This window comes from Nonomuraea deserti (genome assembly GCF_004348685.1).
GTDB classification, from domain to species: domain Bacteria; phylum Actinomycetota; class Actinomycetes; order Streptosporangiales; family Streptosporangiaceae; genus Nonomuraea; species Nonomuraea deserti.
The window spans coordinates 20,586-27,590 of record NZ_SMKO01000131.1 but is presented as its reverse complement, the minus strand read 5'-3'; the positions used below and the strand labels follow the sequence as shown (position 1 = coordinate 27,590).

The following is a 7,005-nucleotide window of genomic DNA, read 5'->3' as shown; positions in this document are numbered from 1 at the left end:
GGGCGGGACAGGGGCCGGAAGGGGCGCGAGCCCATGGCCCAGTCGCGGGTCTCCTCGTCCAGGCGCTCGCGCATCTCCTTGCTCATCGAGCCGAGCCCGCCGCCGCGCTCCGGCTTGGCGAAGACGCCGGTGCCCCAGCGCAAGTCGTGCCCGACCGCGCTGGCCTCGATCTCGGGCACGAAGCGCCGGTCGCCCTCCGCGCCGAACTCGCGGATGCGCAGCTTGCCCGACACCACCACGGGGTGGCCCGCGTGGATGGAGGCCGCGACGTTGTCTCCCAGGGCGCGCCAGCAGCGAACCGTGAAGCAGACCTTCTCACCGTCTGTCCACTGGCCCGTCTTCCTGTCGAAGTAGCGGTGTGAGGTGAGCACCCGCAACGAGGTGACCTTGGTGCCTTCGTCGAAGCTGTATTGCCTCGGCTCTGCTGCGACGTTTCCGGTCAGCGTGACGTAGATGTCATTCATCCCTATGCCTCCCCATGTGGCGGGCCGGGTGCCCGCGATCTGGGGCCCAGCGTGCCGTGGGGAGGCGTGGCGGCGGCGTACGGAACGCGGTTCTGTGGACAGAGGGAAGGGCGGCGGGAGAGCCTGTGGACGGAGGGTCAGACCGAAAGGTCCCGCAACGCGGTGAAGAAGGAGTGATGGCGGCCCAGCTCCCGCTCGACCGGCTCCACCACCATCGTCGCGGACACGGCGGCAACCCTGCGCCTCATCTCCCGCTCCAGCCGCTCACGCTCCCGGGACGCGCCCAGCTCGACGAAGTTGCGTGCGGCGATGCCCGACAGCGCCCCCAGCCCCAGCACCGAGGCCATCATCAGCCCCACCCAGGGGAGCGCCGCGCCGTCGCCGAGCAGTTCCAGTTGCGGCGGCAGCTGTCCCGGCATGAGCAGCCCGGCCACCAGCCAGACCACCCCGGCCACGAACGCCGCCACCAGGGTGTACTGCCACACCTTGAGCGCACGCCACCAGCCGGGGATCCGGTCGAGCTGCGGCGCCACCTCCGTGAGGTCCTCGGTCAGCGCCTGCGGGAGCTGGCCGGAGCGCGACCTGGCGGCCTGGTGCACCGCGGAGCGCCACACCGGGTGCATCCCGACGGAGAGCCCGTCGGCGAGCGCCTGCACGGCGTTGGCGACCTCGGCGGACTGGGCGCTCACGGAACCGGTCGTGATGCCGCGGATCTCCGCGCTCACATCCTCGAGGCGCAGGGCCTTCAGCGGATCAGGGCGCAGCTTGGCGAACAACCGAGGGTACGGCCACGCGACCCACTGGCCGGACCGCTCCGCGTAGACGTTCTCCATGGCCTCACCCACCGCGGGCACGCCCACGGCGTCGCATAGCGCGTCGGTCAGCCCCATCCGGCGAGCCTCGTCGACCGACGACGGCGCGGAGAGCGCCTGGCCGAGCGGCATGGCCTCGCCGAGGCGCTGCTCCAGGCGGTGCAGGTCGGCCTCGAGCTTCTGGATGGCGGCGCGCCGCCGGGAGACGGCGGTCGCTATGACGCTCTTGAGGCTTTCGACGCCCCGCCCGGTGACCGCCGAGGTGGGGACGACGCTGGGGTGGTCGACGCCTTCGCGGCGCAGCAGGTCGTTGAGGTCGATGACCAGCTCGGCCAGCTCTTCGGTGGTGAGCCGGTCAGCCTGGTTGAGCGCGAACACGGTGACCGCGTCGTGCCCCGCCAGGTCCGTGACGTAGCGCCGGTGCGTGGAGGCGTCGGCGTATTTCTGCGGGTCGAGCACCCACACCACGAGGTCGGCCAGCCCGATGAGCCGGTCGGCCTCGGTGTCGGTGAGCGCCCTGATGGAGTCGTGGTCCGGCAGGTCGAGCAGGATGAGCCCGTGCAGCTGGCTGTCGCCCTTGTCGAGGGCGCTGGCGCGGGAGAAGCGGTGCCGCCACTGGATCTGCAGCCAGTCGAGCAGCGGCGCTGCGCCCTCCAGCCCCCACACGCAGGCGTGGGTGCGGGCGGTGGTCGGCCGGCGTACGCCGGTGGGCGACAGCTCAAGCCCGGAGATCGCGTTGAACAGCGACGACTTGCCGCTGCCCGTGCCGCCCGCGAGGGCGACGACGGTGTGCTCGGACGACAGTTTGAGCCGGTCTCCGGCCCGCAGGAGCAGCCCGCCTGCCTCGTCGAGCAGCTTCTTGTCCAGCCGCCCCGGGCCCAGCTCCACCACCTTGGTGAGCGCGGTCAACCGCGGAGCGAGCCCCGGCCTGGTGGTCGTGGTGGTCATCGAGCGACCTCGAGGTTGTACGTTGCCTGGTAGAGGCGGGTCGCGACGGACTCGTCGGGAATGCCCGCGGAGTCGAGCGCTTTCACGTAACGCATGGCTTCCTCGTCGAACAGCATGCTGATCCTGGCGCGCAGGTCGCTGAGCGCCTTGGCGCCGATGCCACGCAGGGACTCGGCGCCGAGCAGGGCGTTGACCAGCCGATGTGGCACGCCCTCGCCGTTGCTCCCGCTGAACATCGCGACCATGAAGATCAGGGCGAGCGAGTCGGGATCGAACGAGACCAGCTTCGACACCGACCGCTTGGCCACGCCCTCCGTGCGTACGAGCTCGCCCAGGTGATCCTGCCAGGAGGCGATGGCACGGCCCGTGTGGCGGATGAGGTTGTCAGAAGGGCTGTCGAGGCCCTCCGAGATCTTGGCGCCCAGCTCGGAACGGTGCCGCCACCGCGCCACCACCTCCTCGCAGGCGCGGTGGGCGGCGGCGACGATCACCGACTCGAGGCCTGTGCGGATCGCCGCCTTGAACGCCAGCACGCGCTCGGGCGCCTGTTTGGCCGCCTTTCCGCGCCTGCGCAGCTGCAGCGAGCGCATGAGGTCGCCGGAACCGGCGAAGTCCTGCCATCGGGCCAGCACCTCGCCGTGCAGCAGGGAGCCGTTCTTGTACGCCTTGTCGATCTCCATCAACGCGCTGCGGAAGGCCGCCTCCACGTCGCTGCGCAGTTCGGTCCTGAACGCGACCTGCCCCTCCAGATGTTTGGCCAGCGCGGGTACGCGGGTGCGGAAGCTGTCCAGCACGCCGTTGAGCGTCTCGCGTACGGCCTGCGCCCGGCGCTCCTCGTCGACCGAGAGCTCGGCGAGCCAGAGCCGCAACTCGGTGACCTCGCTGTCGGGCAGCCTGCCGTCCGTCACCTTCGCCTCGTTGATGACGAACCTGTCGATGTCGCCCATGCCGTATTCGGTGAGCATGCGCACGAAGTGCTTGAGCACCACGTCGACGGACCGGGGCTGCACGCGCGACAGCACGATGGCGAGCCGGGCGCCGCGCTCCTTGGCCAGGCGCAGCAGATTCCAGGCCGGGGCGTCGGCGTAGCGGGCCGCCGTGGTCACGAAGATCCACAGGTCGGCGGCGTCGAGCATGCGGTGCGCGATGTCGTGGTGCTCCTCCACGACGGAGTCGATGTCGGGAGTGTCGAGCAGTGCGACGCCCTGAGGGAGCTTCTCGGTCGAGACGACGACCAGGCTGCCCGGCCCGGCGTCGGGCGTGGGCGCGTCGAGGCGCTGGAGGCCCCCGAGCAACTCGCCCTCCGCGAACCACTCGTGGTCGTCCGGGTGGCAGGCCAGGACGGGGGTGCCGGTGGTCGGCCGGCGTACGCCGGTGCGCGAGACGGTCTTCTCGGCGAGCGTGTTGACCAGGGTGGACTTGCCGGCACCGGTCGAGCCCGCGACCACGATGAGCGCGGGAGCGGTGCTGGTCCTGACCCTGGGCAGCACGTAGCCCTCGAGCTGGGCCAGCAGATCGGCCTGTGCCTGCCTGGCCTCCTCCACGCCGGGCAAGTCGAGCCCGAAGTGCAGGTCGGCGACGCTCTCGCGGAGGGTGTCGAGCGCGGTCGTGAGCGTCTCGGCCGCCTCCGCCGGCAACTCCTCACCGGCCGCCTGGCCGCCCGCTTCCTGACCCCCGGCCTGCTCGGCCTCGCTGACCGCCTCGTCGCCGCCGGCCTCGGCCACCGCGTCGACGTTCTTTCCGGCCTCACCGCCCGTCGCGGCACCGCCTACAGCCTCGGAACCACCGGTCGCGGCACCGCCGACGGTTTTGGATGCACCGCTGGTAGCGGCACGGCCGACGGTCCCGGAACCACCGCCGGTCGCAGCACGGCCGACGCTCTCCGAACCACCGCGCGACCCCGCGTCACCGATCGCCGCCGCCTCAGCGGTCGGCTCCGGCTCTTCGGCCGCTCCCGGCTCGCCGCTTTCTCCTGGTACGCCGGACTTCGCGGGCACGCCGGACTTCGCGGGCACGCCGGACTTCGCGGGCACGCCGGACTTCGCGGGCACGCCGGACTTCGCGGGCACGTCGACCGCGCCGAGCTCGTCACCCGCCACCGAGGCATCGGGCTTCTCGTCGGCGTCGGTCGTTGCCGAGCGCTTCCCGTTCCGCGGTGCGTCGCCGATCTGAGGCTCCGGCTCGTCGGCCGGCGTCTCGCCCGAGTGCGGCTCATTCGACGGTCTCCCGCCGGTGGTCCGCTTGCCGGGCCGCCGTCCGCCGGGTGAACGCTTGTCGGAGGAACGCTTGCCGGACGGTCGGCCGGCAGGGGAACCCTCGCCGGAGGGCGGCACATCGGTGGTCTGCTCGCCAGCGAGTTCTTCGTCAGCAGGCTGCACCCCGACGGGCTCCTCCTGCACGGACTCGTGGCCAGCGGGCTCGTCGTTGCCGGTCTTCCCGCTGACGCGCTCCTCGCCGGCGGGCCTCCCACCGACAGACTCCTCGTCGGCGCGTTGCGCCCCGACGGGCTCGGTGGCGGGCTTCACGCCGGGAGAATGCCCATCGCGGGCTTGTGCTGCCGCTTCGTCTCGGGCTGCCGCCTCGGTGGGCGCCTCCCTGGTGGCGCGTTCCGCGGTAACCGCGCGCTCCGGCGGGGCCGGGGCGTCCCCGCCTGACCCCTCCGCCTCCGTGTCACCGGCGGCAGCGCCTGCGGAAGACGTATCCCGAACTCCCGGCCTGCCCCGGACGGCAGGCCTGCGCGTGAAGAGGCTGGGGCGCGCGGGCGGCTCGTCCTGCGCCGCAGGCTCGGATCCGGCTCCACGCTCGGATCCGGCTCCACGCTCGAATCCGGCTCCACGCTCGAATCCGGCTCCACGCTCGAATCCGGCTTCAGGGTTGGAACCGGCCTCAAGCCCGGAACGGCCAGAAGATCCGGAACCGGACCCAGACCCGGAACGGGTCCCCGGCTCGGAGCCCGTCTGAGACTTGGAACCGCCAGAAAGCCCGGGGCCACCGCCGGAAAGCCCCGGACCAGTCTGAGAGCCGGGACCGGACCCAGGCGCGGGACGGGCGGCCCGTCTGGGGGCGAACAGGCCACCGCCGTCGGGGGACCCCTCGTCCGCGGGCGGCTCTTCGCGGGCGGCAGGTCCGCGGCCGGGAGGGCCGTCATGAGGCGCGGGGGTCTTGTGCGGGCCCGGGCCGCCGAGTGAGGCGGGCTTGACGAAGAGGGAGGGGCGTTCGGCGGCGCCGGAGTCGTCAGGAGCCGAAGGCGCGCGCAGGGCGGCCGGCTTCTCGAACAGGGACGGCCGCCCTGACGGCTCCTCGGCGGTCTCGAGCGCAATGGATGGATTCTCGGCCGCCGCAGGCTTCTGCGAGGCCGACGGCTCACGTGCGCGCCTGTCCACCGCCTCCGGCTCCTCTCGCGCCCCCTCCGGGGCGCTGTCGTCCCGGACCTCGTCGAGGTCATCGTCAGTCACCGGGCGGAAGCTCATCGTCTGCTCCCCGGGTGACTCTTGCCGCCCGTCATCCATGGCCGTGTTCACGGCAAGCGCTCCGCTCGAACCATCTCGACCTCCTGGCCGACCCTCACGACGTCACCGACGACGACGATCGCCGGCGGGCGGATCCCAGCCGCGGACACGCGGTCGGCCACGGTGGAAAGCGAAGCGGTGACCGCCCGCTGGGTCGGAAGGGTACCGTCCTGCACCACCATTACGGGAGTCTCCGGGGCACGTCCGTCTCGAACGAGTGCATCGGCCACCTTCGCGAGCCGCTCGACGGCCATCATCAGCACCAGAGTGCCCTGGGAACGGGCCATCGCGGGCCAGTCGACGGTGGACTTGGGGTCGTCGGGCGCCACGTGCACGGAGATCACGTGGAACTCCTGGCTGACGCCTCGATGCGTGACCGGCACCCCGGCCGCGGCGGGGACCGCGACGGCGCTCGTGATGCCCGGCACCACCAGCACCGGGATGCCCGCGTGGGCGCAGGCGATCATCTCCTCGCCGCCGCGCCCGAACACGAACGGGTCGCCGCCCTTGAGCCGGACCACGAACTTGCCCTGTCTGGCGCGGTCGACCAGCAGCTCGCTGATCGTCTCCTGGGACAGCGCCCTGCCGTAGGGGACCTTGGCCGCGTCGACCAGCTCGACGTCAGGGGCGAGCTCGTCGAGCAGGGCGCGGGGCGCGAGCCGGTCGGCCACCACGACGTCGGCCTGCGCGAGCAGCTGGCGGCCGCGCACGGTGATCAGGCCGGGGTCGCCGGGCCCGCCGCCGACCAGGGCGACGCCAACGGGTTTGGTGCGGTTGCGCCGGGCGTCGACCGTGCCGTCGCGCAGCGCGCCGACGACGGCGTCTCTCATGCCGGCGGCCCTGCGCGGATCGCCGCCCGCGGTGACGGCCACGCTGATCTCGTCGACGCGGCCCGTCGCCGGGGTCCAGGCGGCGGAGGCGTCCTTGTCGTCGGCCCGCACGCACCACACGCGCTTGGCCTCGGCCTCGGCGGCGACCGCCGTGTTGACCGCTCTGTCGTCGGTGCAGGCCTGCACGAGCCAGGCGCCGTCGCAGTCGCCGACTTCGTAGGGCCGGGCGTGCCAGGTGACCCTGCCCGCGGCGATGAGGTCGTCGAGGGCCGGGGTCACGCCCGGCGACACGACCGTGACCTCCGCGCCGGCCTCCAGCAGCGCGGGGACCCGCCGCTGCGCGACGCGCCCGCCGCCCACCACGAGGACCCGGCGGCCGGAAAGCCGCAGGCCGAGGAGGTAGGGACCCATGGGGGGAATCTCCCGTTCGCGAAGGTTGTGT

4 protein-coding genes are annotated in these 7,005 nt (G+C 72.6%); all 4 read right to left on the bottom strand.

Going from position 1 to position 7,005, the window contains the following annotated elements; genetic code table 11:
- A partial coding sequence (locus E1292_RS34325; RefSeq protein ID WP_132600876.1) for a single-stranded DNA-binding protein occupies positions 1 to 464 on the bottom strand: 464 nt, incomplete at its 3' end.
- A 137-nt stretch (positions 465 to 601) separates the two neighbouring features.
- Positions 602 to 2,224, bottom strand: coding sequence for a GTP-binding protein (locus tag E1292_RS34320; protein ID WP_132600873.1), 1,623 nt, complete (start codon positions 2,222 to 2,224; stop codon positions 602 to 604).
- The gene (locus tag E1292_RS54260) at positions 2,221 to 4,749 is read right to left on the bottom strand and encodes a GTPase (protein WP_246090529.1); all 2,529 of its coding nucleotides are present in this window, start codon (positions 4,747 to 4,749) and stop codon (positions 2,221 to 2,223) included. The genes E1292_RS34320 and E1292_RS54260 overlap by 4 nt, the downstream gene beginning before the upstream one ends.
- Positions 4,750 to 5,741: 992 nt before the next feature.
- Positions 5,742 to 6,974 (bottom strand): uroporphyrinogen-III C-methyltransferase, encoded by a 1,233-nt coding sequence (gene cobA, locus E1292_RS34310; protein WP_132600870.1) that lies wholly within the window; start codon positions 6,972 to 6,974, stop codon positions 5,742 to 5,744.
- Positions 6,975 to 7,005: the final 31 nt, after the last annotated feature.